The following is a 26,603-nucleotide window of genomic DNA, read 5'->3' on the forward strand; positions in this document are numbered from 1 at the left end:
GCTACCAGCGCTTGCAGAACACCTGGTTGGCGTAGGCGTTGCCGCCAAACTCGTAGGCGGTGCTACCGGCGCAGACGTAGCCCTGGGCCTGATAGAAGGCCTGCGCCCTGTGGTTCTGTGCCCAGACGGCGAGCCACAGGCAGGGCCTGTCGCTGGCTTGCAGCCGTTCTTCCACCTGTTGCAGCAGCGCCTGGCCAACGCCTTGCCGATGGGCATGGCGCTGCACGTACAGGCGCACCAACTCCATCCCATCGGCCAGGCCGGCAAGCGGCGGCCGGGTGTTGCCGGCGATTTCCGCGAAGCCCAGCAGGTGCCCGTTACGCTCGGCCAGCAACAGGCTTCTGTGGGGATCCTCAAGGCGCTGGCGGAACTGTTCCGGGGCGTAGACGCTCAGGGCTTCCTCGGCCAGGTCGCTGCGCATGCCGTCGGTGGCATAGGTGTCGAGAAAGACCTGGGTGGCCAGGCCACTGATGCACAGCGCGTCCTCGCGCTGGGCTGGGCGTAGGGTGAAATCGACGGGCATGGCTACATCCTTGTGGGGCTTGTAAGGGTGAGGCCTCAGGCTTGGCTGAGGCGTTGTTGCAGACGCTGGCGCACGGCGGGCCACTCGTCGTCGATGATGCTGAAGCGCACGGAATTGCGCTTGCGTCCGTCGGGCATGATGCGCTCGTGCCGCACTATGCCTTCCTGTTGGGCACCGAGGCGCAGGATCGCCGCGCGGGACGTGTGATTGATCTCGTCGGTCGTGAACTGCACCCGCACGCAGTTCATGTCGTCAAAGGCATGGCACAGCATCAGGTACTTGGCCTCGGTGTTGACGAAGCTGCGCTGCCAGCGGCTGGCGATCCAGGTGCTGCCGATCTCCAGCTTGCGGTTGTGCCGGTCGATCTTCCAGAAACGCGTGCAGCCGATGACTTCGCCCGTGCTCCTGAGCACGGTAGCGAACGGCAGTACGCTACCGGCATCACGCCCCTCGAGCGCCACGTCGAGGTAGCGTTCGACGGTGTCGGGGGAGGGCACTACGGTGAAAGGCAGGTTCCACAGCTCACCGTCCCGGGCGGCGTTGACCAGGGCGTCGGCATCACTGCGTTGCAACGGGCGCAGGATGATTCGTGGGCCTTCCAGTGAGTGCATGGCGCAGAGTTCTCCAGCGGGAGCGACGGGGCACTTATTACAGAGTCGCCCTCGGCGCTTGGCAAGAGCCAATCCGGGGCCAATGCGATAAAAAATATCAGCCGAATTGATTGTCCGGGCCTGCCGCTTCTGGCTTATACATAACGCCGACCTGCCGGGGCCTGTCGCGACCCTGGGCGACCCTCATTTCAAGGATTTGTGCATGAGCCAGCCGCACCTGATGAACTTCGACCTGTACCTGCAGCAACTGGGCTACCCACAGGCGCCAGCGCCGACCCTGGAAACCCTGCGGGAGCTGCAATGGCGCCATGTCTGTCGTTTTGCCTTCGAAAGCCTTTCGACCCTGTTGCGGGTTCCGGTACCCATCGACCTGGCCTCGGTGGAGCGCAAGATTCTCCACGAAGGGCGCGGCGGCTACTGCTATGAACTCAACCAGGCCTTCCTGGTGCTGTTGCTGCACCTGGGTTTCGATGCCCGGGGCATCACCGGGCGGGTGGTGATGGGGGCGCCGGAAGATGCGCTGACCGCTCGCAGCCACCGTCTGGCGCTGGTGCACCTGGAGAGCCAGCGCTACATCGTCGATGTCGGCTTTGGCGGCATGGTGCCTACCACGCCCTTGCTGCTGGATACCGAGCAAGAACAGGCAACGCCCCACGAGCCGTATCGCATCACCCTGCGCGAAGGTAGCTACACCTTGCGCGCCAAGGTCATGGATGAATGGCGGGCGATGTACGTTTTTGACCTGCAACTGCAGGGCGATGTGGATTACGAGATGGGTAACTGGTACGTCTCGACCCACCCGGACTCTCCTTTCCTCGGCCAATTGAAGGTGGCGCTGATGGGGCCGGGAATACGCCGAACGTTGAACAATGGCAGCTACGCCCTGCATAGGATGGGGCAGCCCAGCGAGCGGCGGCAGATCACCGATGCAGGGGAGCTGATGGGCCTGTTGCAGGACGAGTTTGCCCTGCGCCTGCCGGCCCACCCCGAGCTGCCGCGGGTTCTCGAGCAGTTGCTAGAGGCCTGATTTCACAGGTTCTCCAACAGCGAGGCGGTGTCCGTGGTTCCGGTCGGTTGTCGACACGGCCGTCCAGGTGCAGTTGCCGCGTTTGCCGTCGCCGGCCCGGCCAACGGTAGGGCCGTGTTGCACCCAATGTGTACAAGATCCGGGTTCCGGCCAACGGATCGCACCCTACGAGCAGCAGATAAGCCGATCCGGCAACGGGATCGGCTTTTTTATCCTGTTTTTTCAACCAGTAGAGCAGCCCTCAAACCTTCGGTTGAAGAGCGGCGGATCGGCCCTGGGTTGGTTTCAACGAGGGCTCTGGGCCGCCTTTACAGGCCGGCACGGAGTCAATATCCGAGTGCCTTGCGCGCAATAGCCCGGGTTGATGGGTGGGGAAATTCAGAATGGAAAACTGTATACAATCCTATGGACAGTTGTCTTGGATGTTGCATACAGTGTGCCCATAACAAAAACAGGGAACCCCACACCATGAATACCCCCCAGGTTTCACAACAGCGGCCCGAAGACGAAAATTTGGGTGTTGGCGCAAACATGGCTTATGGCCTGCAACACGTGCTGACCATGTATGGCGGCATCGTTGCCGTGCCACTGATCGTCGGCCAGGCGGCTGGCCTGTCGCCTTCGGAGATCGGCTTGCTGATCGCCGCTTCGCTGTTCGCAGGAGGGCTGGCAACCTTGTTGCAGACCCTTGGCGTGCCGTTTTTCGGCTGCAAGCTGCCGTTGGTGCAAGGGGTGTCCTTCGCGGGCGTGTCGACCATGGTGGCGATTGTTACCAGCGGCGGCGAGGGCGGCTTCCAGTCGATTCTCGGTGCGGTGATCGTCGCCTCGCTGATCGGCCTGCTGATCACACCGGTGTTCTCGCGGATCACCAAATTCTTTCCACCGCTTGTCACTGGCATCGTCATCACCACCATCGGCCTGACGCTGATGCCGGTGGCGGCGCGCTGGGCCATGGGTGGCAACAGCCGGGCCCCGGACTTCGGCAGCATGTCGAACATCGGCCTGGCGGCGGTGACCCTGGTGCTGGTGCTGCTGTTGAGCAAGATCGGCAGCGCGGCGATTTCCCGTCTGTCGATTCTCCTGGCCATGATCATCGGTACGGTGATTGCGCTGTTCCTGGGCATGGCGGACTTCTCCGGTGTCACCCAAGGGCCGATGTTCGGCCTGCCCACGCCATTCCACTTCGGCATGCCGACCTTTCATGTCGCGGCGATCCTGTCGATGTGCATCGTGGTCATGGTGACGCTGGTGGAAACCTCGGCGGACATCCTCGCCGTGGGTGAAATCATCCACACCAAGGTCGACTCCAAGCGCCTGGGCAACGGCCTGCGCGCCGACATGCTGTCGAGCATGATCGCGCCGATCTTCGGTTCCTTCACCCAGAGCGCCTTCGCCCAGAACGTCGGGCTGGTGGCGGTCACCGGCATCAAGAGCCGCTTCGTGGTGGCCACCGGCGGGCTGTTCCTGGTGATCCTCGGCCTGCTGCCGTTCATGGGGCGGGTGATTGCCGCGGTGCCGACTTCGGTGCTGGGCGGCGCCGGTATCGTGCTGTTCGGCACCGTGGCGGCCAGTGGCATCCGGACCCTGTCCCGGGTCGACTACCGCAACAACATGAACCTGATCATCGTTGCCACCTCCATCGGCTTCGGCATGATCCCGATTGCCGCGCCGAGCTTCTATGATCATTTCCCCAGCTGGTTCGCCACCATCTTCCACTCGGGCATCAGCTCCTCGGCGATCATGGCGATCCTCTTGAACCTGGCGTTCAACCACTTCACCGCGGGCAACTCCGACCAGCAGTCGGTGTTCGTCGCCGGCACCGAGCGCAGCCTGCGCTTCCAGGACGTTGCCGTACTGCGTGAGGGTGACTACTTCAGCGGCGGCAAGCTGCACGATGCCGAGGGCAATGAAGTACCTCTGGTAGGAGAGGAGCCGGGCCACTCACCGAACCAGGCCGGCGATGGTTCGCAGCCGAGCCATGCGCGCGGCAGTGTCGAGGCCACTCACTGAAGTCGAGTACCGCGGCCATGAAAAAAACCGGCGCCCTCAGGGCGCCGGTTTTTTTGCAGTCGGTTATTCCAGGTTGTCCAGCGGCTTCAGGGCCTGCAGGGCGTCGGGGTTGTCCTGGTACTGCTGGCGCAAGCTGGCGAGCTGCTGATCATGGCCTGTGCAGACCTCATTCACGGCTTTCTCCAGGAAGACCCGGCGTTCCTCGTCGTAGGCTTCCTCGCCGGCAAAGTGCTCGCAGGCTTCGTGGCGCTGGATGAATGCAGCCACCTCATCGGGAAGCTCGGCGCCGCTTGCGCCATAGTGCTTGCCCAGCAACAGGCGTTTTTCCTCGACCCAGCCGGTGTAGTCCTCGCCGTCCTTGGCGATGTACATGACCTGGGCCCAGCCGTCTCCACTGGAGGCGTATACCGTCAGGCCATCACCGGGAATCACGTAGAGCTTCTTGTTCAGGCAGGTGGCATTCGGCCCGCTGTGAAAGTGCAGCCGCCCCTGGCCTATCACCTTGGCTTCCAGGGGCGGGCGATATTCGCCGGCTTCCAGGGAGACGTTGTCGCTTAAGGTGGCGCAGTCCACCGGGGCTTCGGCCAGGGCTGGCAGGGGCAACAGGGAAAGCAGGCCGTACAGGGGCAGGAGGCGCAGGAGTCGGTCCATCGCGAGGGTATCCATGAGGTGGGAGTGCGGATCGCGCGATGGTAATGACAAAGATGCGGCCTGTGAATGATCACGGGCCGCATCCGCTGTATTTCAGTCGGCAGCCTTGCTGAGGTGCCCCTGGCGTACCAGGGACAGGGCGAAGACCACCACCACTGCGGCGGCCCCCGCCAGGGTCAGGGGTAGACCATAGCTGCCGCCGCTCATGGCCGCGCCGCTGAGCAAGGGGCCCAGCAGGCTGCCGATGCCCCAGAGCAGCCCGGCGCTGGCGTTGGCAGTCACCAGGTCGGCGCCGCTGAAGGACTGGCCGATCAGCACGATAGCCAGGGTATAGATGCCGCCGGCCACGGCGCCGAGGATGACCAGGCTCGGCCAGAGCAGGGTGGACGTTTGCATCAGCAGTGGCAGGGCAAGGCCGATCAGCAGGGCAATGATGCCGCAGCCCAGGTAGATCCCGGGGCGCCCGAGCTTGTCCGAAAGCCAGCCGAGGGGGAACTGGAACGCGGTGTCGCCCAACAGAATGATGGTCACCATCAAGGCCGCGAGCTTGATGCTGTAGCCATGGGTGGCGGCGTACACCGGAAAGAGCGACAGCACCACGCTGTCGAAAAACGCGAAGAACAGGATGCCCACGCACAGCGCCGGCGCGATGCGGATAAAGCCCAGTACCGAAAAGGTGCGACTTTCGGCATGCAGCGGCTGCTGGTCTTCCAGGGGCAGGATCAGCCAGACCACTGCGATCGCCACCGCATAACTGACGCTGACGATGCCCAGCACGGCGGGCCCCTCGGTGCCCAATAGCGATACCAGGCCCGGGCCCAGGAGCTGGAAAAAGGTGAAGCAGGTGGTGTAGACCGCTACCAGGCGTCCGCGGGTGGCGTCTTCGGCCATTTCATTGACCCAGGTTTCCCCGAGAATGATGATCAGCCCCGCCCCCAGGCCCATGGCGACCCGCGCCAGGCCCAGGCTGTAGAGGCTGGCCCCGGGCAGTTCCAGGGCGGCCACGCTCAAGGCGCACAGGCTGAAACACAGCAGGTAGATCTGGCGCCGGGTCAGGCGTTGGCTCAGGGCATTGACCAGGAAGGCCGAGAGCATCATGCCTGCGGCGGGCAGCGCCGACATGATGCCGATCTGGTTGTTCGAGGCGCCGGCCTGATACAGGCGCAGGGCAAGGATTGGCACCGTGGAGCCGATGCTCAGGCCGACAATGGAGATGCCCAGGATCAGGGCGGCTAACAAGGCTTTGTTCATGATCAAGACCTGCGCCTGAAGCGTCAGGCGCCAAAAAAGACAGTTATTGCGGGCGCTGCAGGACATCGCAGGCCGACGTGCGGGCGATTGCCGGGCAGATGCCCTGGTGGAAGCAGAGGGGCTAGCGGGGTGGCGCCGGGTTCAATCGCGATCAGCGTGGGCCCGGGTGCGGGGAGAAGGTGAAGGCAAACAATACGCTACGGCGTCGACGGTTGATCGCACAGTCAAGTTGGGCAACAGCCAGAGTTGCCGAAGGGCTCATCGAGGGGGAAGGGCACGGTGACTGTGCGGGCAGGAACATCGCGGGGTCTGACTGCTTGGATAAAGAGGCGCACAGCCTACGTCAGGCCTTTGCGGCAATGCAACCGGGTTGGCGAAGGAGGATTCCAGGCGTGCATGAGGCGTCTATCCGCATGTCGGGATGACAGGCGGATCAATCATTTGCAAGGGGGATACTGCTTGAGCTGATTTGCCGCAGGAGCAGGGCGCTCTCATGAGGATCAAGGCAAATCAGTGTAGGAAGATGGCTCCACGACCTGGACTCGAACCAGGGACCCAGTGATTAACAGTCACTTGCTCTACCAACTGAGCTATCGCGGAATGCGCCGTATCTTACTGATTCAGAAAGGGAAGTCAACAAGTCGAGAAATATTTTTTCAGCGCGACGAGGATCTGAATGAAAGGCTGGCAGGACTTTGCGGGATTTATCGGTCTTCAGGTCTCTGGCGGATCCGATAGGGGCTACCATGGCGCCCCGGAAGTGGTTTCACGCGCTGCCGGCCTTCAGCCGCATAGGTACGCCTTTATGATCTGCTTCGATTTATCCCAGCATCCTTCTGTCTGTTTCGCGCTGTGCTGCGAGGTGCTGTCATGAGCATCGAGCAGATCAGCCTGCCCAAAGGGGTCGGCCCCCAGGCCGGCAAGTTGCTGGACGCCATTACCCAGGCCGGATCGGCGATGGATTTGAACCGTGCCGGCGGCAAGGCCGAAGGTTTTGTCCTGGGGCTGGAGAGTGCCAAGGCCATCAAGAGCCAGGTGGCCGAGGCGCTGTACGTGGCGTTCGACGATGCCGCCAGCCAGCGCCTGGCTCAATTGCAGGGGTAGGGCGGTTCAGCCGCCGAAGGTCAGGGTGCCGAGCATCAGCTTGGCCATCAGCGAGGTTGCGGCCAGTTGCACCAGCCACAGGGCCAGTCCGCCAAGGAATACCCCCAGGGCAATTTGCAGCACCAGGCTCTTTTCGCGTTTCTGCGAGCGGGGCAGGTAATGCTCCAGTTCGTCGCGGTCGGCCCGCAGGTCATCGTTTTTCATCGGGATCTCGCTCAGCAGGGGGGGCATAGGCTCACAGTCTAGAGGCTGTGGGGGCGGGCAGGGCAACGACGTATCGCCAACGAAAAAGGGGAAGCCTGCCGGCTTCCCCTTTTCGTTGGCGCTGTCGTGAATCAGATCACTTGCAGGATGGCCTGGGTCACGACATGGATGTTGTTCTGGTTCAGCGCGGCGACGCAGATGCGGCCGGTGTCCAGGGCGTAGATGCCGAATTCGTTGCGCAGGCGGGTCACTTGCTCAACGGTCAGGCCAGAGTAGGAGAACATGCCGCGCTGGCGACCGACGAAGCTGAAGTCGTGCTCAGGGGCGCCTTTGGCCAGCAAGTCGACCATCTGGGTGCGCATGCCGCGAATCCGCAGGCGCATTTGCGCCAGTTCCTGCTCCCACTGGGCGCGCAGTTCCGGGCTGTTCAGCACGGCGGCGACGATGGTTGCACCGTGGGTCGGCGGGTTGGAGTAGTTGGTGCGGATCACGCGCTTGACCTGGGACAGCACGCGGGCGCTTTCTTCCTTGGAGCCGCTGACGATGGACAGGGCGCCAACGCGCTCGCCGTACAGCGAGAACGACTTGGAGAACGAGCTGGAAACGAAGAAGGTCAGGCCCGACTCGGCGAACAGGCGCACCGCCGCGGCGTCTTCGTCGATGCCGTCGCCAAAGCCCTGATAGGCCATGTCGAGGAAGGGCACGAGGTTTTTCGCCTTGACCACCTCCAGGACGTCTTTCCAGTCCTGTGGGCTCAGGTCGACACCGGTCGGGTTGTGGCAGCAGGCGTGCAGCACCACGATCGACTGGGCCGGCAGGGCGTTCAGGTCTTCCAGCAGGCCAGCACGGTTCACGTCGTGGGTGGCCGCGTCGTAGTAGCGGTAGTTCTGCACCGGGAAGCCGGCGGTCTCAAACAGGGCGCGGTGGTTTTCCCAGCTCGGGTCGCTGATGGCGACCACGGCGTTGGGCAGCAACTGCTTGAGGAAGTCGGCACCGATCTTCAGGGCGCCAGTGCCGCCAACGGCCTGGGTGGTGACCACGCGGCCAGCGGCCAGCAGTGGCGAGTCGTTGCCGAACAGCAGCTTCTGTACCGCCTGGTCGTAGGCGGCAATGCCGTCGATCGGCAGGTAGCCACGGGAAGCATGTTGGGCGGCGCGAATCGTCTCGGCTTCGACAACGGCGCGCAGGAGCGGAATGCGTCCCTCCTCGTTGCAGTACACGCCCACCCCAAGGTTGACCTTATCGGTGCGGGTATCGGTGTTGAATGCTTCGTTGAGGCCCAGGATAGGATCGCGTGGTGCCATTTCGACAGCGGAGAACAGGCTCATTTTTACGGCGGCTCTGAATGGAGTGTGGAGGGACGTGTCGCGCTCCAGCCGAATGCACTAGAGCGGTGCACAAACGGGGAGCTAGTATAGAGGCCATCATCGCGTGGGGCGACAGGCTATTGACCTTTTGCGCCAAGTTTTTCGCTTTATTTTTCGACCGTTAGTCTTATTGCAATAACCAGGGTGTCAGCGGGTGTAGGACCTTTGCCTTGAAAGCTGTGGTAATCGGCTCCACATCAAGGATATTCCGGTTTTTTTCCTCGGCGACATGGGTCGTACGCGGTCTTTCCTGTTCCTGTACGGTATTGCCGCGCACGAATGATCCCAGAGGTACGTTATGTCTGAATTCCAGCTAGTCACCCGCTTCCAGCCCGCCGGCGACCAGCCGGAAGCCATCCGCCTGATGGTCGAAGGCATCGAGGCCGGGCTGGCCCACCAGACCCTGCTCGGTGTGACCGGTTCGGGCAAGACCTTCAGCATCGCCAACGTGATCGCCCAGGTGCAGCGCCCGACCCTGGTGCTGGCGCCGAACAAGACCCTGGCGGCGCAGCTGTATGGTGAGTTCAAGGCCTTCTTCCCGAACAACGCGGTGGAGTACTTCGTTTCCTACTACGACTACTACCAGCCCGAAGCCTATGTGCCGTCCTCCGACACCTTTATCGAGAAGGACGCCTCGATCAACGACCATATCGAGCAGATGCGCCTGTCCGCGACCAAGGCGCTGCTGGAGCGCAAGGACGCCATCATCGTCACCACGGTGTCGTGCATCTATGGCCTGGGCAGCCCGGAAACCTACCTGAAGATGGTCCTGCACGTGGACCGCGGGGACAAACTCGATCAGCGCGCCCTGCTGCGCCGCCTGGCGGACTTGCAGTACACCCGCAACGACATGGATTTCGCCCGCGCTACCTTCCGCGTGCGTGGCGATGTGATCGACATCTATCCGGCGGAGTCGGACCTGGAAGCGATCCGCATCGAGCTGTTCGATGACGAAGTGGAAAGCATCAGCGCCTTCGACCCCTTGACCGGTGAAGTGATCCGCAAACTGCCGCGCTTCACCTTCTACCCCAAGAGCCACTACGTGACCCCGCGGGAAACCCTGCTGGACGCCATCGAAGGGATCAAGGTGGAGTTGCAGGAGCGCCTGGAATACCTGCGTTCCAACAACAAGCTGGTGGAAGCCCAGCGCCTGGAGCAGCGCACCCGTTTCGACCTGGAGATGATCCTCGAACTGGGCTACTGCAACGGCATCGAGAACTACTCGCGCTACCTCTCGGGGCGTCCGGCTGGCGCGGCGCCACCTACCTTGTACGACTACCTGCCGGCGGATGCCTTGCTGGTGATCGACGAATCCCACGTCAGCGTGCCCCAGGTCGGCGCCATGTATAAGGGCGACCGCTCGCGCAAGGAAACCCTGGTTGAGTACGGCTTCCGCCTGCCATCGGCTCTGGATAACCGGCCAATGCGTTTTGACGAGTGGGAAGGGGTGAGCCCGCAGACCATCTTCGTTTCCGCCACTCCGGGCAACTATGAGGCCGAGCACGCCGGCCGCGTGGTGGAGCAGGTGGTGCGCCCCACCGGGCTGGTGGACCCGCAAGTGGAAGTGCGCCCGGCCCTGACCCAGGTGGACGACCTGCTGTCGGAAATCACCAAGCGTGTGGCCGTGGAAGAGCGGGTACTGGTGACCACCCTGACCAAGCGCATGGCCGAAGACCTTACCGATTACCTGGCCGACCATGGCGTGCGTGTGCGCTACCTGCACTCGGACATCGACACCGTGGAGCGGGTGGAGATCATCCGCGACCTGCGCCTGGGCACTTTCGATGTGCTGGTGGGGATCAACCTGCTGCGTGAGGGCCTGGACATGCCGGAAGTGTCCCTGGTGGCGATTCTCGATGCCGACAAGGAAGGCTTCCTGCGTTCCGAGCGTTCGCTGATCCAGACCATCGGCCGGGCCGCGCGTAACCTCAATGGCCGGGCGATTCTCTATGCCGACCGCATCACAGGCTCCATGGAGCGGGCGATTGGCGAGACCGAGCGCCGTCGCGACAAGCAGATCGCCTTCAACCTGGCCAATGGCATCACCCCCAAGGGTGTGGTCAAGGACGTTGCCGACATCATGGAAGGCGCCACCGTGCCCGGTTCGCGCAGCAAGAAGCGCAAGGGCATGGCCAAGGCCGCGGAGGAAAACGCCCGCTACGAAAACGAACTGCGCTCGCCCAGCGAGATCACCAAGCGCATTCGCCAGCTCGAAGAGAAGATGTACCAACTGGCCCGCGACCTGGAGTTCGAAGCCGCGGCGCAGATGCGCGACGAAATCACCAAGCTGCGCGAGCGCTTGCTCACCGTCTAACGACGCTCGATCCCTCGTAGGAGCCGGCTTGCCGGCGAAGAGGCCCTCCAATCCTGTGCAAGGGTTGGGAGTCTATTCGCTGGCAAGCCAGCCCCTGCAGGCAATTCGTGGGTCAGTGGGCTTCGCCGGCCTTGAGGCCCTTGGGCAGGGCCTTGGTCAGCAGGATCGCCAGCATGCTGATGCCCAGGGCAATGCCGACGAAATGGAAGGCGTCGTTGTAGGCCATGATCTGTGCCTGCTGGTGGGTGATTTCGCTGAGCTTGCCCAGGGCTGCGGTCTCGCTGCCGAACTTCTCGGTGAGGGTTGCCAGGCGTTCCGCCACCTGGGGATTGCTGGGCACAACGGCTTCGCGCAGGTAGTCGAAATAGGTCTTGGTCCGGGCATCCAGCAAGGTCGCCAGCAGGGCAATGCCGATGGCGCCACCGAGGTTGCGCAGGATGTTGAACAGGCTGGAGGCCGATCCCGCGTCCTGGGGCTGAATATAAGCCGTGGCGATCAGCGAGATGGTGACCATGATCAGCGGCTGGCCCAGGGCGCGAATGATCTGGATCTGGTTGAACTGCGGCCCGGCAAAGTCCGGGTTGAGCACCCCCGACGAAAAACTCGCCAGGCCGAACAGGCCAAAGCCCAGGGTGCACAGCCATTTCGGTGAAATGAACTGCATCAGCTTGGGCACCAGGGGAATCAGGAACAACTGCGGCACCCCCATCCACATGATCACTTCGCCGATCTGCAGCGCGTTGTAGTTCTGGATCTGCGCCAGGTACAGCGGCAGCAGGTAGATCGAACCGTACAGGCCAACGCCCATGCCCAGGCTGGAGATACTCGACAGGCCGAAGTTGCGATTGCGCAGGATGCCCAGGTTGATCAGCGGGTTGGGCCTGGAGACCTGGACGATGACGAAGGTGACCAGGCTGATCAGGGCGATGCTGCCCAGGGTGACGATCAGGCTCGATTCCAGCCAGTCCTTGCGGTGGCCTTCCTCAAGAAATACCTGCAGGCAACCCAGGCCCAGGCCGAGGGTGAGAATGCCGGCGTAGTCGGTGCTTTTCAGCAGTTCCCAGTGAGCTTCCTTCTTTTCCAGGCCATACAGCAGGCCCGCGATCATCAGCAGGCCCGGCGGCACGTTGATATAGAAGATGTACTCCCAACCCCAGTTTTCCGTGAGCCAGCCGCCCAGGGTCGGGCCGATGGAGGGGGCGAAAGTGGCGGTCATGGCGAACATGGCCATGCCCTTGGCCCGGTGATGCTCGGGGAGCTTGATCAGGGTCAGGGTGAAGGCCAGGGGGATCAGGGCGCCGCCGGTAAAGCCCTGCAAGGCGCGGAACACGATCATGCTTTCCAGGCTCCAGGCCATGGAGCAGAGCAGGGAGGCAATAAGAAAGCCCACCGAGACCCAGACCGCCAGGCGCCGGGCCGAGAGCAGCTGCACCAGCCAGGCGGTGAGGGGGATCATGATGATCTCCGCCACCAGGTAGGAAGTGGAGATCCACGAGCCTTCCTCCAGGGTAGCGGACAGCGCGCCCTGGATGTCCTTGAGCGAGGAGTTGGTGATCTGGATGTCGAGCACCGCCATGAAGGCGCCGAGCATGGCACTCATCACCGCGATCCAGTCGCGCCGGGTGGGTTCGCCCACCGGACGCAGCAGTTGATCACCGGCCATCGACGGGGTCTTTGACGTTGACCTTCACGGTTACCGACATGCCGGGGCGGATCTTGCCCCGCAGGGGATTGTCGGCTGCGAAGGTCAGTTTGACCGGAATGCGCTGTACCACCTTGGTGAAGTTGCCGGTGGCATTGTCTGGCGGCAGCAGGCTGAATTGCGCGCCGGAGGCGGCGAACAGGCTGTCGACCCGGGCCTGGATCGGTGTATCGCCGTAGGCGTCGAAGGTCAGCTCGGCCTTTTGCCCGGGCTGCATGTGGCCAATCTGGGTTTCCTTGAAGTTGGCCTGGATCCAGATGTCCTGGTCCGGAACGATCGACAGCAGATAGGCGCCGGCCTGCACCACCTGGCCATTGCGTGCGGCGCGCTGGCCGATGAGGCCGCTGATGGGGGCGTGGATCTCGCTACGGGTCAGGTTCAGTCGTGCTTGCGCCAGGTCGGCCCGGGCGTTGGCGATCTGTGCATCGAGGCGCTTGATCTCGGCGTTCAGGGCATTGACTTGCTGGCGCTGGCCCTGCAGGTCGGCTTCGGCCTTGGCCACCTGGGAGCGGGCGATATGGTTGTCGGCGGAAAGGGTAGTGACCCGCTCCTCGGAGACGTAACCGGGCTTGCGCAGGGTCTGGGCCCGAGACAGGTCGATCTGCGAGCGGCCCAGGCTGGCCTGGCTCGACGCCACCTGAGCCTGGCCCGCGGCAATCAGGCTGGCTTGCTGGGTCAGCTTGCTCTGGGCCTGCAGGCGTTCGGCCTCGCGGGTATCCAGGGCGGCCTGGGCGCGGTCCACCGCCAGTTGGAAGTCCTGCCCTTCCAGGCGTACCAGCAACTGGCCCTGTTCCACATGCTGGTTGTCCTGCACCAGCACTTCTTCGATTCGCGCGCTCAGTTGGCTGGAGACCCGGGTGATCTCGCCCTGCACGTAGGCGTTGTCCGTGGTCTCGTAAAAGCGCCCGTGGAACCACCAGTGGGCAAGGAAACCCAGGGCAATCAACAGGACCAGGGACAGAAAGACAAACAGGCGACGCTTGAGTTGGGCTGGCATGGGCTGGCTGTATTCAATAAAAGTGTAAGGAGATCTATCAGCGGGCGAATCTGGCATATAGCCACTGGGCGGTAAATGCCATGGGCTGATTATTGGCCCTTCAACAGGCTGGCAGCGGCCTGGAGTCGCAACCTTGGCTTAAATGCCCTCCTCACTGGAGCGGGGCTGCCGTCGCCTGTTACCATTCGCCCCCTGTTTTATTCCTCGTTTTTCTTTCCTTTCGAGACATGCCATGACCACCGTCCGCACGCGCATCGCGCCATCGCCTACCGGGGATCCCCACGTAGGTACCGCCTACATCGCTTTGTTCAACTATTGCTTTGCCAAGCAGCATGGCGGTGAGTTCATCCTGCGTATCGAAGACACCGATCAGTTGCGTTCGACCCGGGAGTCCGAGCAGCAGATTTTCGACGCCTTGCGCTGGTTGGGCATCAACTGGAGCGAAGGCCCGGACGTTGGCGGCCCTCACGGCCCGTATCGCCAGAGCGAGCGTGGCGACATCTACCAGAAGTACGCTCAGCAACTGGTGGACCTGGGCCACGCCTTCCCGTGCTTCTGCACCGCCGAAGAGCTGGACCAGATGCGTGCCGAACAGATGGCCCGTGGCGAAACCCCGCGCTATGACGGCCGGGCCCTGCTGCTGTCCAAGGAAGAAGTGGCCCGGCGCCTGGCGGCCGGCGAGCCTCACGTGATCCGCATGAAAGTGCCTACCGAAGGCGTCTGCGTGGTGCCGGACATGCTGCGCGGCGATGTCGAGATCCCGTGGGATCGCATGGACATGCAAGTGCTGATGAAGACCGATGGCCTGCCGACCTACTTCCTGGCCAACGTGGTCGACGACCACCTGATGGGCATCACCCACGTGCTGCGCGGCGAAGAATGGCTGCCGTCGGCGCCCAAGCTGATCCTGCTCTACGAGTACTTCGGCTGGGAGCAGCCGCAGCTGTGCTACATGCCGCTGCTGCGCAACCCGGACAAGAGCAAGCTGTCCAAGCGCAAGAACCCGACCTCGGTAACCTTCTACGAGCGCATGGGCTTCATGCCGGAAGCCATGCTCAACTACCTGGGCCGCATGGGCTGGTCGATGCCGGACGAGCGCGAGAAGTTCTCGCTGCAGGAAATGGTCGACAATTTCGACCTGACGCGGGTGTCCCTGGGGGGGCCGATCTTCGATATCGAGAAGCTGTCCTGGCTCAACGGCCAGTGGCTGCGTGACCTGCCGGTGCAGGAGTTCGCCAGCCGGGTGCAGACCTGGGCGCTGAACCCCGATTACATGATGAAGATCGCACCGCACGTACAGGGCCGGGTCGAAACCTTCAGCCAGATCGCACCGCTGGCCGGCTTCTTCTTCGCCGGTGGGGTGAACCCGGATGCCAAGCTGTTCGAGTCCAAGAAGCTGTCCGGCGATCAGGTGCGTCAGCTGATGCAATTGATCCTGTGGAAGCTCGAAAGCCTGCGTCAGTGGGAGAAAGACAGCATCACCGCGACCATCCAGGCGGTGGTTGAGTCTCTGGAGCTGAAACTGCGCGATGCCATGCCGCTGATGTTTGCCGCCATTACTGGCCAGGCCAGTTCGGTGTCGGTGCTCGATGCCATGGAAATCCTCGGTCCGGACCTGACCCGGTTCCGTCTGCGCCAGGCCATCGATCTGCTGGGTGGTGTGTCGAAGAAAGAAAACAAGGAATGGGAAAAACTCCTCGGCGCCATCGCCTGAGGCGTTTTTGCCCAAGGGCAGCCGACAGGGGCGGGGAGCTTTTCGACTACGCTTGAAACTCAAGCGCCAGGCGGGTTGATTGCGGCTTCTGGTGGTTCTTTGAGGCTTGCGGCGAGTGTTTTGTGCGACTCGCCGCAGGCGCAGAGGGCCGCAAAACCCCGGGTTTTCCGGGCGGGGCGGTAAGTGATTGTTATCCCGGCAAATTTTTTTTCAAAAAACGGAAAAAAAATTGACAGCCTTCCGATCGCCCCTTAAGATTCGCCCCGTCCTCAGCGATGAGGGGCTATAGCTCAGCTGGGAGAGCGCTTGCATGGCATGCAAGAGGTCGACGGTTCGATCCCGTCTAGCTCCACCAAATTTGCAGTTCAAGGCCTGGCCACACCGGCCTTGAATCGATCGGTACTCAGCACCGGTCAGTTGTACAGAAGGGTTTGCGTCCCCTTCGTCTAGTGGCCTAGGACACCGCCCTTTCACGGCGGTAACAGGGGTTCGAGTCCCCTAGGGGACGCCAGTTTCACACAAGCGATGTTGCAAGATGTCGCTGCGCCGCGAGGCGAAAATCCGGGGCTATAGCTCAGCTGGGAGAGCGCTTGCATGGCATGCAAGAGGTCGACGGTTCGATCCCGTCTAGCTCCACCAATTTACAGTTCAAGGCTTGGCCACACCGGCCTTGGATCGATCAGTACTCAGCACTGATCAGCTGTTAGAAGGGTTTGTGTCCCCTTCGTCTAGTGGCCTAGGACACCGCCCTTTCACGGCGGTAACAGGGGTTCGAGTCCCCTAGGGGACGCCACGTTTACCCGCTCTGCGGGATTTTTAAGGGTCATTCAATCATTGAATGACCCTTTTGTTTTTCTGGCCTTCGGCCAATTTCTCTTTCTTCCTCAGCCTGCGCTTCTGACCGACGGTCACACTGGCGACTTGCGGAAAATTATTATGAGAATAATATTTTTTCCGTAATATTCGGAGGTAACGATGAACGACAAAAAAGCTCAAACCCGCGAACGTATTCTCCAGGCCGCCAGTTCTGCACTGATCCAGCGCGGCCCGGCCGAACCGAGTGTGGGTGAGGTGATGGGGGCTGCCGGCCTGACTGTGGGCGGCTTCTATGCGCACTTTGAGAGCAAGGATGCGCTGATGCTGGAGGCTTTCACTCAGTTGCTTTCCCATCGACGCGGCCTGCTCGATGAAATGGATGCAAGCCTCAGCGGCGAAGAGCGCCGGGCGTTGGCAGCGGCGTTCTATCTGTCGCGCAAACACCGCGACTCCACCGAGCAGGCGTGCCCGATTCCAGCCTCGGTCGGCGAACTGGGGCGCTTGCCCGAGAGCTTTCGCAAGGCCTTGAACGAACACATGGAGCTGATGGTCGCGCAACTGGCTGCCAGCCCCGAAGATACCGACAAGGCCTTGGCCGACATGGCGCTGATGGTTGGCGGCCTGTCCCTGGCGCGGGCCTTGGGGCCCGGCGAGTTGTCCGATCGTTTGCTGCGTGCCGCCAAGTCGGCGGTGCTATGACCTGAAGTGCAACGGCGAGGTAGGTGATGAGCAGATTGAGCTGGATTCGTGGCGTCAATGGCACTCTGGGGTGGGTGGCGCCGCAATGGGCGGCGAATCGGATGCGTCATTTGTTCATGACCCCTCGCGAGCTGCCGCCACGAAAGTGGGAGTTGCCCCTGCTGGCGCGTGCCGAGCGCCTGACCTTGCGTTTCGGGCTTTCAGCCCTGCGTTGGGGCCAGGGGCCGACGGTATTGCTGATGCACGGCTGGGAAGGGCGGCCCACGCAGTTTGCCAGCCTGATCGAGGCCCTGGTGGCCGCCGGCTATACCGCCGTGGCGCTGGATGGCCCGGCCCATGGTCGTTCCCCGGGCGATGAGGCAAACGTGGCACTGTTTGCCCGGGCGATGCTGGAGGCAGCAGCCGAATTGCCGCCCCTGCGCGCGGTGATCGGCCACTCCATGGGCGGTGCCAGCGCCATGCTCGCGGTGCAATTGGGCCTGCGCACCGAAACCCTGGTCAGTATTGCCGCGCCGGCACGTATCCTGGCCGTGTTGCGCGGTTTTGCCAGCTACATGCGGTTGCCGCCCAGGGCGCGTTCCGCCTTTATCCGCCAGGTGGAGAAGAAGGTCGGAATGCGCGCCGCCGCCATGGACGTGGCCCAGTATCAGTTGGATATGCCCGGCCTGATCATTCACGCCGAAGATGACCTCTTCGTTCCGGTCAAGGAATCGGAGCTCATCCACCAGGCCTGGTTCGACAGCCGTCTCCTGCGCTTGAGTGAAGGTGGCCACCAGCGGATATTGGCCGACTCCCGAGTGGTGGATGCGGTGGTGGCGCTGGTCAGTGGACGGCATCTTCAAGCGCGCCAATCGGCCTGAGCATCCGTTACACTGCCCCGGTCAAAAAAACTGACCGGGAGTCGGGCATGAGTTGGGATCTGGCAACGCCATTCGTCATCGATCTGCAGGTGGCCGCCGAGGATATCGATGGCCTCGGGCACGCCAACAATGCGGTCTACGTGACCTGGCTGGAGCGTTGCGCCTGGCGACATTCGCAACGCCTGGGGCTGGACCTGGCCGAATACCGGCGCCTGGACCGGGCGATGGCCGTGGTGCGGCACGAGATCGATTACCTGGCGGCGGCCTATGAAGGCGATGAGCTGCAACTGGCCACCTGGATCGTCGATTGGGACCAGCGCCTGAAGATGACCCGGCGTTTCCAGCTGATGCGCCCGAGCGACGGTACGACCCTGTTGCGGGCCCAGACCACCTTTGTCTGCATCGAGCTGTCCACCGGCAAGCCCAAGCGCATGCCCGCCGAGTTCCTGGACGGTTACGGCCCGGCCCTGCAGGGCGCCTGATACCTTTCTGTGCCCGTGCAGGCGCCGGCTTGCCAGCGAAGGCGCCTGCAACGGCTGGCTCGCCCCTGTAAAACTCCTGCTGAAGGTCGAAACCCAGTAAACTGGCGGACGTTTTTTTGCCCGTTTTCTTGTCGAGTGTGTTTCATGCAAATTGCCCTGGCGCCCATGGAGGGGTTGGTCGACAACATCCTGCGGGATGTACTGACTCGTGTTGGCGGGATCGACTGGTGTGTCACCGAGTTCATCCGCGTCAATGACCGCCTGTTGACGCCTGCCTACTTCCACAAGCTCGCCCCCGAACTGCTGCACGGTGCACACACCGCGGCCGGCGTGCCGCTGCGAGTGCAGTTGCTGGGTTCGGACCCGGTGTGCCTGGCAGAGAACGCGGCCCTGGCCTGCGAGCTGGGCAGTGAGGTCATCGACCTGAACTTCGGTTGCCCGGCCAAGACCGTCAACAAGTCCCGGGGCGGGGCGGTGCTGCTCAAGGAGCCCGAGCTGCTGAACCAGATCGTCGAGCATGTGCGGCGTGCGGTGCCGGCGCACATTCCGGTCACGGCGAAAATGCGCCTGGGCTTCGACAGCCCGGATGGCTCGTTGGTCTGTGCCACAGCGCTGGCCGAGGGTGGCGCCGAACATATCGTGGTGCACGCGCGGACCAAGGTCGACGGCTACAAGCCGCCGGCCCATTGGGAGTGGATCCCGCGGGTGCAGGAAGTGGTCAAGGTGCCGGTGTTCGCCAACGGGGATATCTGGAGCGTCGAGGACTGGCGCCGTTGCCGGGAAATCAGCGGCGTCGAGGACATCATGCTGGGTCGCGGGCTGGTTTCGCGTCCCGATCTGGCCCGGCAGATCGCCGCAGCCCGGGCCGGTGAAGACGTGGTGGAAATGTCCTGGGCCGACCTGCAGCCGATGCTCCAGGATTTCTGGGCTCAGGTGGTGGTGCAACTGACCCCGCGTTCGGCGCCGGGGCGCCTGAAGCAATGGCTGGCGATGCTGACCCGCAACTACCCGGAAGCGGTCGAACTGTTCACCGCCCTGCGCCGGGAAACCGAGCTGGATCAGGTCGGGCGCCTGTTGGGCATGCCCCGGAGCGAGGCGGCGTAAAAAATTTTTAAGGCATGTCTTGAAACGCTGGAGCCCATCCCTATCTCTTGGGTACGCGATGCCGAATTCGGGTCGCGGAGATAACCACTCGCTGAATAATCAGGAGAAACACCCATGAGTACTGCATTTTCCTTGGCTCCACTGTTCCGTTCCTCTGTCGGCTTCGACCGTTTCAATGATCTGTTCGAGTCGGCACTGCGCAACGAACCAGGCAGCAGCTACCCACCCTACAATGTTGAGAAACACGCTGACGATCAATACCGCATCGTCATTGCCGCCGCCGGTTTCCAGGAAGAAGACCTGGAACTGCAAGTGGAAAAAGGCGTGTTGACCGTGAGCGGTGGCAAGCGCGATGCCAATGAAAGCGTCACTTACCTGCACCAGGGCATTGCCCAGCGTGCATTCAAGCTGTCCTTCCGCCTGGCCGACCATATCGAGGTCAAGGCCGCGGCCCTGAGCAACGGTCTGTTGAATATCGACCTGCTGCGGGTTGTGCCGGAAGAGGCCAAAGCCAAGCGCATCCCGATCAACGGTGCGCAGCAGGCGGCTCTGCAACACTAAGACCGCTGCAAAAAAAGGGCGCCCTGGTGGCGCCCTTTTTCGTGCCTGTCATTCCAGCAGCTTCTTGAATTCGCTCAGCGGCAACGGCCTGCTATGGAGGAAACCCTGGTACAGGTGGCACTCCAGGCCCTGGAGGAATTCGAGCTGCTGCGGGGTTTCCACGCCTTCGGCGATGACCTTGAGGTTCAGGCTGCGGGCCATGGCGACAATGGCCCGGATGATTTCCGCATCGTTGGGGTCGTGGGTCGCATCGCGGACGAAGGACTGGTCGATCTTCAAGGTGTCCACCGGCAAGCGCTTGAGGTAGGTCAGGGACGAGTAGCCGGTGCCGAAGTCGTCCATGGCAAAGCTCACTCCGAGTTTCTTCAGCCGGCGCATCTTGTTGATGGTGTCTTCCAGGTTCTGGATCACGATGCCTTCGGTGATCTCCAGCTTCAGCAGGCTCGAGGGCAGTGCGTAGGCGTGCAGGCTGTGTTCGACCCGCTCGACAAAGTCGGTCTGGCGGAACTGCCGCGGGCTGATGTTGACGCACAGGCTGAAGTGCTGGGGATCCACCAGTTTCTGATCGATCAACTGGCTGAAGGCCAGGCAGGCCTCGTCGAGAATCCAGGTGCCCACTTCGAGGATCAGGCCGCTGTCCTCCAGCACCTTGATGAACTCGGTCGGCGACTGTGCGCCCAACTCCGGGTGTTGCCAGCGCACCAAGGCTTCGGCGCCGACGATGCGGTTGTCGCGGGCGTCCACCTGGGGCTGGAAGTGCACGCTGAATTCGCCCCGGGACAGGGCCAGGCGCAGGTCGGTTTCCATGCGCAGGCGTTCGCTGGCGGCTTTTTGCATGGTGTTGTGGAACATCTGGGTGGTGTTGCGCCCTGAATCCTTGGCCCGATAAAGGGCGATGTCGGCGCGCTTGAGCAGGTCGGTGGGGGTCGAGCCGTGGTCGGGAATCAGTGCCACACCGATGCTCGGGGTGACCTGCAGGCGCTGGCCATCGAGGAACATCGGTTCGGACAGCAATTCGCGCAGGGTGTCGGCCAGCTGGCGGACCTGTTCGCTGACTTCGTTGCGCGTGCCCTCAAGGCCACTCAGCAGGACCACGAACTCATCGCCGCCCAGGCGTGCCACGGTGTCTTCCATGCGCACGCTGGCTTCGAGCCGGGCGGTGATGATTTTCAACACGGTGTCGCCCACCGGGTGGCCCAGGGAATCGTTGATGTGCTTGAAGTGATCGAGGTCGAGAAACAGTAGGGCACCGCGCAGGTTATGACGCTTGAGCAGGGCAATCTGCTGGCTCAGGCGGTCCATCAGCAGGGCGCGGTTGGGCAGGTTGGTCAGGGGGTCGTGGTAAGCCAGGTGGCGGATCTGTGCCTGGGCGTTCTTCAGCAGGCTGACGTCCCGGGCGGTCATTAGCAGGCAGGGCGTTTCGTTGAGAGTGATGGGTTCCACCGAGACTTCCAGGGTGAGGATTTCCCCGCGCTTGTTGCGCCCGAGCATTTCCAGGTGGTGCACCCGGCCCTTGATCTGGAGCTCCGCCAGCAAGGTGGAGAGTTGCGCTTCTTCGGCCCAGATGCCGATTTGGTACATGGTGCGGCCGATCACCTCGTCGTTGCGGTGGCCGGTCAGGCGGCAGAAACCATCGTTGACTTCCAGATAGCGGCCCGTGTCGCGCTCGGTGATGCTGATGGCGTCAGGGCTGGAGTGAAAGGCCTTGGCGAACTTCTCTTCACTGGCCTTGAGGGCTGCCTCCGAGCGCTGCTGCTGGGTGATGTCCCGCAGGTTGGTGACGATGCAGGGCTGCTTGTCCACGGTGATCAGGCGGCTGGAAATGATGCAGGTCAGCGGCTGGCCGTTCTTGTGGTGGACCACCACTGCCACATTATTCAGCGCCTGTTCGCGAATCACCTGTTCGATGCGCCGCAGGCGCGGCGCCGCGTCTTCCCATAGGCCGATCTGTTCGGCGCTGCGGTTGAGCACTTCGTCCAGGGTCCAGCCGAAGGTCTGGGTGAAGCTGGAGTTGATCTCGATGAACTGACCGGTTTCCAGCAAGGTCACGCAGATCGGGTCGGGGCTGACCTGGAACAGGCTGGCGAATTTCTCTTCGGAGGTGATCAGGCGCTGTTCCCGTTCCACCTGCTCGGTGATGTCCAGCAGAGTGCCGGCCATGCGCAGCGGGCTGCCCTGTTCGTCGCGGTAGAGGCGGGCGCGGCTTTCCAGGTAGCGCGAGCTGCCGTCCTCCAGTTGCACCCGGTAGGTCAGTTGATAGTTGCCCGCCGGCCCTTCGCGCAGGCTGCGGTAGGCATCGCGCATGGAGTTGCGCTCTTCGGTGGGTACGCCTTCGAAGAAGGCGTCGAAGGATTCATGGAAAGGGATGGGTTCCAGGCCGTGCAATTGCGCGGCGCGGGCCGAGCCGTAGAGCATGCCGCTGGGAATGTGCCAGTCCCAGGTGCCCAGTTGCGCCGAATCCAGGGCCAGGTCCAGGCGTTCCTGGCTGTCCTTGAGCGCCTGTTCGGATCGTTTGCGCTCGCTGGTGTCGAGAAAGGTGCTGAGCAGGTAGGCCTTGCCCTCCAGTTCAACCTTCTGGGCACTGAGGATGCCGTCATGGATCTGCCCGTTGCTGGCGCGAAATTGCACTTCGAGGCTGGCGGCCTGGCCCTTCTTCTGGACCGCCTTGATCAGTTGGGCGCGCTGTTCGGGGTTGACCCACAGGCCGATCTCCAGGGTGGTACGGCCGATCACGTGCTCGGCGGGCCAGCCGAACTGGCTTTCGAAGTACTGGTTGGCCTCGCTGATCAGGCCATCTTCCAGGCGGGTCAGCAGCACGGTGTTGGGGCACAGGTGAAACAGCGTGGCAAAGCGCTTTTCCGAACTGCTGAGGGCTTCTTCGCGTTGGCGCTGGTGGGTGATCTCGCGGATCACCCCGATCATTCGCGGCTTGCCGTGCTTGTCCGGTAACACGCTGCCGTTGATCTCCAGCCAGTGCAGGCTGCCGTCGGGCCAGCGGATGCGGTGGTGCATGGCGTGTTCCAGCGGCGCGCCGGCCAGCACTGAATGAAAGGCGCGAATCGTCCTGGCCCGGTCCTCGATGGGCAGCAGGTCGAGGTATTCGAGGTTTTCCGGCAAGGGCTGGCGCGGGTCGAAGCCGAACAGCGCCTGGGTGCCCCGGGACCAACTGATCTGCCCGCTTTCAATATCCCAATACCAGGCCCCCAGGCGCGCACCATTGAGGGCGGCGAGCAGCTGCGGTGCGTTTTCCCAGCTTTGCTCCGACTCCCGGGGGTCGACAGCATGGATACGCGGCAAGGGCGGAATACGGTCAGCGGGTTTGGGCATGGAGGTCAGGCCTTGAGCTGAGTCATTCGTCGGGTGCGGGATACTCATGGCGCTGCGGCGTGGCACGGGCGATACCCGGAGTGTTATGCCGGGTTCCCTGGCCAATCGACTTGTGCATCCAGTAAGGCCATGAAAGCCCGCGCAGCGTTCGAAAGTGTCCGTTCGGTATGCAGGATATAGCCTAGCTGGCGGTGCAGCTGTATGCCCGGTAAAGGAATGCGCGCCACCTGGTCGTCGAGCATGGTGCGTGGCAGCACGCTCCAGGCCAGGCCGATGGACACCATCATCTTTATAGTTTCCAGATAGTTAGTACTCATGGCGATGTTAGGCGTCAGGCCCTGGGCTTCAAACAGGCGTTGGACAATATGGTGGGTAAAGGTATTGCCGCCGGGGAAAACTGCGGGATGCAGGGCAATATCCGCCAGGCTCACCTGGCCGCTGCTGACCAGCGGGTGTTCCGGCGCGGCGACGAAGTCCAGCGGGTCGTCCCAGACCGCAGTGGCCTTGACCAGGGAGTGGGGCTCGGGGGCCAGGGTGATCACTGCCAGTTCGGCGCGGCCATGGAGGATTTCCTCGTAGGCCACTTCGGAGTCGAGGAACTGGATGTCCAGGGCCACTTGCGGGTAGCGCCGGGTGAAGGCCCGCAGCAATGGCGGCAGGCGGTGCAGGCCAATGTGATGGCTGGTGGCCAGGGTCAGGCGGCCACTGACTTCGCCGGTGAGGTTGGTCAGGGCGCGGCGGGTGTCATCCAGCACATTGATGATCTGGTAGGCCCGGGGTAGCAGGGCACGCCCGGCCTCGGTCAGGCCGATCTCCCGCCCCAGGCGGTCGAACAGCCGCACGTTGAGTTGCTGCTCCAGGCCGGCGATGCGTTTGCTGATGGCTGGCTGGGTCAGGTGCAGGCGTTCGCCGGCGCCGGAAAAGCTGCCGGTCTCGGCGATGGCTATAAAGGCGTTGAGGTTGGCCAGGTCCATAGTTGTATTCCAGTTGGTTATCCAAAGCATGAAAAATATGAATTTGAGTTATTTAATCTAACGCCATAGGATCGGCCTCACAAGCCAAAGGGTTATTGATCGGCGCACGATCGGAGCCCGGGGCATAGAAACAAGCTGATGAGGAATGGTCCGATGGCCGGCAAGACGCTCTACGACAAGCTCTGGGATTCGCATTTGGTCAAGCAGCGCGACGATGGTTCGGCGCTGATCTATATCGATCGTCACATCATCCACGAAGTGACCTCGCCGCAAGCCTTCGAAGGCCTGCGTCTGGCCGGGCGCAAGCCATGGCGCATCGATGCCAACATCGCTACCCCGGACCACAACGTACCGACCACGCCGGAGCGCAAGGGCGGGATCGAAGCGATCGCCGACCAGGTTTCCCGCCTCCAGGTGCAGACCCTCGACGACAACTGCGATGAATACGGCATTGTCGAATTCAAGATGAACGACGTGCGCCAGGGCATCGTCCACGTGATCGGCCCGGAGCAGGGCGCCACCTTGCCGGGCATGACCGTGGTCTGTGGTGACTCCCACACCTCGACCCACGGTGCTTTCGGCGCCCTGGCCCATGGCATCGGCACCTCCGAGGTGGAGCACGTCCTTGCCACCCAGTGCCTGGTGGCCAAGAAAATGAAGAACATGCTGGTGCGCGTGGAAGGCACCTTGCCTTTCGGCGTGACCGCCAAGGACATCGTCCTGGCCGTGATCGGCAAGATCGGCACCGCCGGCGGTAACGGCCATGCCATCGAGTTCGCCGGTAGCGCGATTCGCGAGCTGTCCGTCGAAGGCCGCATGACCATCTGCAACATGTCCATCGAAGCCGGTGCCCGTGTCGGCCTGGTGGCGGCGGACGAAAAGACCGTGGCATACGTCAAGGGACGTCCGTTCGCCCCCAAGGGCGCCGAATGGGACTTGGCCGTCGAGGCCTGGAAGGACCTGGTGTCCGATGCCGACGCCAAGTTCGATACCGTGGTCGAGCTCGATGCCGCACAGATCAAGCCGCAGGTCAGCTGGGGCACGTCCCCGGAAATGGTCCTGGCGGTGGATCAGAACGTACCGGACCCGGCCAAGGAAATGGATCTGGTCAAGCGCGACTCCATCGTCCGCGCCTTGAAGTACATGGGCTTGAGCGCCAATCAGGCGATCACCGACATTCAGTTGGACCGCGTCTTCATCGGCTCCTGCACCAACTCGCGGATCGAAGACTTGCGCGCCGCCGCGGTCATCGCCAAGGGCCGCAAAGTGGCTTCCACCATCAAGCAGGCGATCGTGGTGCCGGGCTCGGGCCTGGTCAAGGCGCAGGCCGAATCTGAAGGCCTGGACAAGATCTTCCTCGAAGCCGGTTTCGAATGGCGTGAGCCGGGCTGCTCGATGTGCCTGGCGATGAACCCGGACCGCTTGGAGTCCGGCGAGCATTGCGCCTCGACCTCGAACCGCAACTTCGAAGGGCGCCAGGGTGCCGGTGGGCGTACCCACCTGGTCAGCCCGGCCATGGCCGCCGCCGCCGCTGTCAGCGGTCGTTTCGTCGACGTCCGTGAATTGATCTAAGGAGCGCAGCATGAAAGCTTTCACTCAGCACAATGGTTTGGTCGCGCCTCTGGATCGTGCCAACGTCGACACCGACCAGATCATCCCCAAGCAGTTTCTCAAGTCGATCAAGCGCACCGGCTTTGGCCCCAACCTGTTCGACGAATGGCGCTACCTGGACGTGGGCCAGCCCTACCAGGACAACTCCAAGCGCCCGTTGAACAAGGATTTCGTGCTCAACGCCGAGCGTTACCAGGGTGCCAGCGTGTTGCTGGCCCGGGAAAACTTCGGTTGCGGCTCCAGCCGCGAGCACGCGCCGTGGGCCCTGGAGGAGTACGGTTTTCGCAGCATCATCGCGCCCAGCTACGCCGACATCTTCTTCAACAACAGCTTCAAGAACGGCTTGCTGCCGATCATCCTGAGCGACGCTGAAATCGACGAGCTGTTCCAGCAGGTCGAGGCTACTCCGGGCTACCAGTTGCGCATCGACCTCCAAGCGCAGACCGTGACCCGCCCCGACGGCAAGGTGCTGAAGTTCGAGATCGATGCCTTCCGCAAGCATTGCCTGCTCAACGGTCTGGACGACATCGGCCTGACCCTGCAGGACGGCGACGCCATCGCCGCCTTCGAGGCCAAGCATCGCGCCAGCCAGCCCTGGCTGTTCCGCGACGCCTGATTGCCTGATCGACGGCAAGCCGGCCCCTACGGATGGCGTTGTAGGAGCTGGCTTGCCAGCGAACGCCGTTTCCCTTGC

General features: G+C 62.6%; 22 protein-coding genes and 5 tRNA genes. 16 read left to right on the plus strand and 11 right to left on the minus strand.

Going from position 1 to position 26,603, the window contains the following annotated elements:
- Position 1 precedes the first annotated feature (1 nt).
- On the minus strand, positions 2–523 hold the full coding sequence (locus tag PFLCHA0_RS10455) for a GNAT family N-acetyltransferase (protein WP_011060355.1): 522 nt from the start codon (positions 521–523) through the stop codon (positions 2–4).
- A gap of 35 nt (positions 524–558) precedes the next feature.
- On the minus strand, positions 559–1,134 hold the full coding sequence (locus tag PFLCHA0_RS10460) for a GNAT family N-acetyltransferase (RefSeq protein WP_015634883.1): 576 nt from the start codon (positions 1,132–1,134) through the stop codon (positions 559–561).
- A 202-nt stretch (positions 1,135–1,336) separates the two neighbouring features.
- On the opposite strand from PFLCHA0_RS10460, the gene PFLCHA0_RS10465 reads away from it, so the two are divergent.
- Together PFLCHA0_RS10465 and PFLCHA0_RS10470 are read left to right on the plus strand one after the other, a co-directional pair.
- Positions 1,337–2,161, plus strand: coding sequence for an arylamine N-acetyltransferase family protein (locus tag PFLCHA0_RS10465; protein WP_015634884.1), 825 nt, complete (start codon positions 1,337–1,339; stop codon positions 2,159–2,161).
- 468 nt (positions 2,162–2,629) lie between these two features.
- Entirely contained in the window at positions 2,630–4,171 is a 1,542-nt protein-coding gene (locus PFLCHA0_RS10470; protein WP_011060358.1) for a nucleobase:cation symporter-2 family protein, read from the plus strand.
- 63 nt (positions 4,172–4,234) lie between these two features.
- Here PFLCHA0_RS10470 and PFLCHA0_RS10475 read toward each other — a convergent pair whose 3' ends face one another.
- The 3 genes from PFLCHA0_RS10475 to PFLCHA0_RS10485 form a co-directional block, all read right to left on the minus strand.
- Positions 4,235–4,822, minus strand: coding sequence for an SH3 domain-containing protein (locus tag PFLCHA0_RS10475; protein ID WP_041752088.1), 588 nt, complete (start codon positions 4,820–4,822; stop codon positions 4,235–4,237).
- Between the two features lie 93 nt (positions 4,823–4,915).
- Positions 4,916–6,073 carry an MFS transporter gene (locus PFLCHA0_RS10480; protein WP_015634886.1) on the minus strand — a complete coding sequence of 386 codons (1,158 nt, stop codon included), beginning with the start codon at positions 6,071–6,073 and terminating at the stop codon, positions 4,916–4,918.
- A gap of 524 nt (positions 6,074–6,597) precedes the next feature.
- Positions 6,598–6,673 (minus strand) — tRNA-Asn (locus PFLCHA0_RS10485).
- Positions 6,674–6,943: 270 nt separating this feature from the next.
- Here PFLCHA0_RS10485 and PFLCHA0_RS10490 point away from each other — a divergent pair.
- Positions 6,944–7,177, plus strand: coding sequence for a hypothetical protein (locus tag PFLCHA0_RS10490; protein WP_011060361.1), 234 nt, complete (start codon positions 6,944–6,946; stop codon positions 7,175–7,177).
- A gap of 6 nt (positions 7,178–7,183) precedes the next feature.
- On the opposite strand, the gene PFLCHA0_RS10495 is transcribed toward PFLCHA0_RS10490, so the two are convergent.
- Both PFLCHA0_RS10495 and PFLCHA0_RS10500 read right to left on the minus strand, forming a co-directional pair.
- Complete coding sequence (locus tag PFLCHA0_RS10495) at positions 7,184–7,381, minus strand: hypothetical protein (RefSeq protein WP_011060362.1); 198 nt, start codon at positions 7,379–7,381, stop codon at positions 7,184–7,186.
- Positions 7,382–7,512: 131 nt separating this feature from the next.
- Positions 7,513–8,709: an amino acid aminotransferase gene (locus tag PFLCHA0_RS10500; RefSeq protein ID WP_015634888.1), complete on the minus strand. Its 1,197-nt coding sequence runs from the start codon at positions 8,707–8,709 to the stop codon at positions 7,513–7,515.
- A gap of 337 nt (positions 8,710–9,046) precedes the next feature.
- Here PFLCHA0_RS10500 and uvrB point away from each other — a divergent pair, with 337 nt between their 5' ends.
- A complete protein-coding gene (gene uvrB / locus PFLCHA0_RS10505) occupies positions 9,047–11,062 on the plus strand; it encodes an excinuclease ABC subunit UvrB (protein ID WP_011060364.1) in 2,016 nt (671 codons plus the stop codon).
- Between the two features lie 112 nt (positions 11,063–11,174).
- Here the strand turns inward: uvrB and PFLCHA0_RS10510 are convergent, their stop codons facing one another.
- Both PFLCHA0_RS10510 and PFLCHA0_RS10515 read right to left on the minus strand, forming a co-directional pair.
- Entirely contained in the window at positions 11,175–12,725 is a 1,551-nt protein-coding gene (locus PFLCHA0_RS10510) for an MDR family MFS transporter (protein ID WP_011060365.1), read from the minus strand.
- Positions 12,715–13,761 carry an HlyD family secretion protein gene (locus PFLCHA0_RS10515; RefSeq protein ID WP_041752090.1) on the minus strand — a complete coding sequence of 349 codons (1,047 nt, stop codon included), beginning with the start codon at positions 13,759–13,761 and terminating at the stop codon, positions 12,715–12,717. Before PFLCHA0_RS10515 ends, PFLCHA0_RS10510 begins: the two co-directional genes overlap by 11 nt.
- Before the next feature lie 232 nt (positions 13,762–13,993).
- On the opposite strand from PFLCHA0_RS10515, the gene gltX reads away from it, so the two are divergent.
- From gltX to PFLCHA0_RS10565, 10 genes are all read left to right on the plus strand, one after another.
- Positions 13,994–15,475, plus strand: a complete 1,482-nt coding sequence (gltX, locus tag PFLCHA0_RS10520) for a glutamate--tRNA ligase (protein ID WP_041117010.1) — start codon at positions 13,994–13,996, stop codon at positions 15,473–15,475.
- A 279-nt stretch (positions 15,476–15,754) separates the two neighbouring features.
- Positions 15,755–15,830 (plus strand) — tRNA-Ala (locus tag PFLCHA0_RS10525).
- Between the two features lie 80 nt (positions 15,831–15,910).
- A tRNA-Glu gene (locus PFLCHA0_RS10530) sits at positions 15,911–15,986 on the plus strand.
- 52 nt (positions 15,987–16,038) lie between these two features.
- Positions 16,039–16,114: transfer RNA gene (locus tag PFLCHA0_RS10535), tRNA-Ala, on the plus strand.
- Positions 16,115–16,192: 78 nt separating this feature from the next.
- Positions 16,193–16,268 (plus strand) — tRNA-Glu (locus PFLCHA0_RS10540).
- Between the two features lie 182 nt (positions 16,269–16,450).
- Positions 16,451–16,990 (plus strand): TetR/AcrR family transcriptional regulator, encoded by a 540-nt coding sequence (locus PFLCHA0_RS10545; RefSeq protein WP_011060368.1) that lies wholly within the window; start codon positions 16,451–16,453, stop codon positions 16,988–16,990.
- A gap of 26 nt (positions 16,991–17,016) precedes the next feature.
- Complete coding sequence (locus PFLCHA0_RS10550) at positions 17,017–17,850, plus strand: alpha/beta fold hydrolase (protein WP_015634891.1); 834 nt, start codon at positions 17,017–17,019, stop codon at positions 17,848–17,850.
- A gap of 47 nt (positions 17,851–17,897) precedes the next feature.
- Positions 17,898–18,332, plus strand: a complete 435-nt coding sequence (locus tag PFLCHA0_RS10555) for an acyl-CoA thioesterase (protein WP_011060370.1) — start codon at positions 17,898–17,900, stop codon at positions 18,330–18,332.
- A gap of 144 nt (positions 18,333–18,476) precedes the next feature.
- Entirely contained in the window at positions 18,477–19,436 is a 960-nt protein-coding gene (locus PFLCHA0_RS10560; RefSeq protein ID WP_015634892.1) for a tRNA dihydrouridine synthase, read from the plus strand.
- Between the two features lie 114 nt (positions 19,437–19,550).
- A complete protein-coding gene (locus tag PFLCHA0_RS10565; RefSeq protein ID WP_011060372.1) occupies positions 19,551–19,997 on the plus strand; it encodes an Hsp20 family protein in 447 nt (148 codons plus the stop codon).
- A gap of 48 nt (positions 19,998–20,045) precedes the next feature.
- Here the strand turns inward: PFLCHA0_RS10565 and PFLCHA0_RS10570 are convergent, their stop codons facing one another.
- Both PFLCHA0_RS10570 and PFLCHA0_RS10575 read right to left on the minus strand, forming a co-directional pair.
- Positions 20,046–23,324 (minus strand): EAL domain-containing protein, encoded by a 3,279-nt coding sequence (locus PFLCHA0_RS10570; protein ID WP_011060373.1) that lies wholly within the window; start codon positions 23,322–23,324, stop codon positions 20,046–20,048.
- 83 nt (positions 23,325–23,407) lie between these two features.
- Positions 23,408–24,298, minus strand: a complete 891-nt coding sequence (locus tag PFLCHA0_RS10575) for a LysR family transcriptional regulator (RefSeq protein WP_011060374.1) — start codon at positions 24,296–24,298, stop codon at positions 23,408–23,410.
- Positions 24,299–24,451: 153 nt separating this feature from the next.
- Between PFLCHA0_RS10575 and leuC the strand changes: the two genes are divergently transcribed.
- Positions 24,452–25,870: a 3-isopropylmalate dehydratase large subunit gene (gene leuC, locus PFLCHA0_RS10580; RefSeq protein WP_015634895.1), complete on the plus strand. Its 1,419-nt coding sequence runs from the start codon at positions 24,452–24,454 to the stop codon at positions 25,868–25,870.
- Positions 25,871–25,880: 10 nt separating this feature from the next.
- On the plus strand, positions 25,881–26,525 hold the full coding sequence (leuD, locus tag PFLCHA0_RS10585; protein ID WP_015634896.1) for a 3-isopropylmalate dehydratase small subunit: 645 nt from the start codon (positions 25,881–25,883) through the stop codon (positions 26,523–26,525).
- Positions 26,526–26,603 lie beyond the last annotated feature (78 nt).

The sequence above is a fragment of the Pseudomonas protegens CHA0 genome (genome assembly GCF_000397205.1).
Taxonomy (GTDB): domain Bacteria; phylum Pseudomonadota; class Gammaproteobacteria; order Pseudomonadales; family Pseudomonadaceae; genus Aquipseudomonas; species Aquipseudomonas protegens.